The sequence below is a fragment of the Pseudomonas sp. AC463 genome (genome assembly GCF_979253585.1).
In genome coordinates this window covers 1-229 of the sequence record NZ_CEEDDZ010001261.1, presented here as the reverse complement: position 1 = coordinate 229, position 229 = coordinate 1, and the positions used below count along the sequence as shown (strand labels likewise).

Below are 229 nucleotides of genomic sequence, written 5' to 3'. Positions count from 1 at the left end.
ACTCGGGATGCCCGGCCACCTCGCAGAAGTTGCGGAACTGACTGTCGTTGCCGACCGTGAGGATCAGGTCGCCATCAGCGGTGGGGAACGCCTGGTAGGGGACGATATTCGGGTGAGCATTGCCCAGGCGCTTCGGGGAAACTCCGGTAGTCAGGTAATTCATCGCCTGGTTGGCCAGGCAGGCGACCTGCACGTCGAGCAACGCCATGTCGATGTGCTGGCCGCCCTG

1 protein-coding gene is annotated in these 229 nt (G+C 63.3%); it reads right to left on the bottom strand.

All coding sequences use genetic code 11. The features are described from left to right. Positions 1-229 (bottom strand): CoA transferase (locus AC0IYH_RS34355; protein ID WP_471838973.1); only part of this gene is annotated, 229 nt, incomplete at both ends.